We start from the raw sequence: 263 nt of genomic DNA, 5'->3' as shown, positions 1-263 counted from the left end.
AAGCTCGGCGCAGCGGCGTAATTGCGGAAAAACCTTACCGGGGTTAAGAAGGTGCTTGGCATCGAAAGCACATTTGACACGCATCTGCTGGTCAAGATCGATGTCGTTGAACATTTCCGGCATCAGATCGCGCTTTTCAATTCCGACGCCGTGTTCGCCGGTGAGAACACCGCCGACCTTCACGCAAAGGCGCAAAATGTCCGCGCCAAAATCTTCCGCAGCTTCCAGTTCGCCAGGAATATTCGCATCATAGAGGATAAGCG

Annotated in this window: 1 protein-coding gene; it reads right to left on the bottom strand. The window is 53.2% G+C overall.

The features are described from left to right. On the bottom strand, positions 1-263 hold a 263-nt coding region (locus tag SB822_RS58060; RefSeq protein WP_410859236.1), incomplete at both ends, for an FAD-linked oxidase C-terminal domain-containing protein.

Source organism: Paraburkholderia sp. SIMBA_054 (genome assembly GCF_046534875.1).
In the GTDB taxonomy this organism is placed as follows: domain Bacteria; phylum Pseudomonadota; class Gammaproteobacteria; order Burkholderiales; family Burkholderiaceae; genus Paraburkholderia; species Paraburkholderia hospita.
The sequence above is the reverse complement of the archived record's forward strand: the minus strand, read 5'-3'. Positions and strand labels throughout refer to the sequence as shown.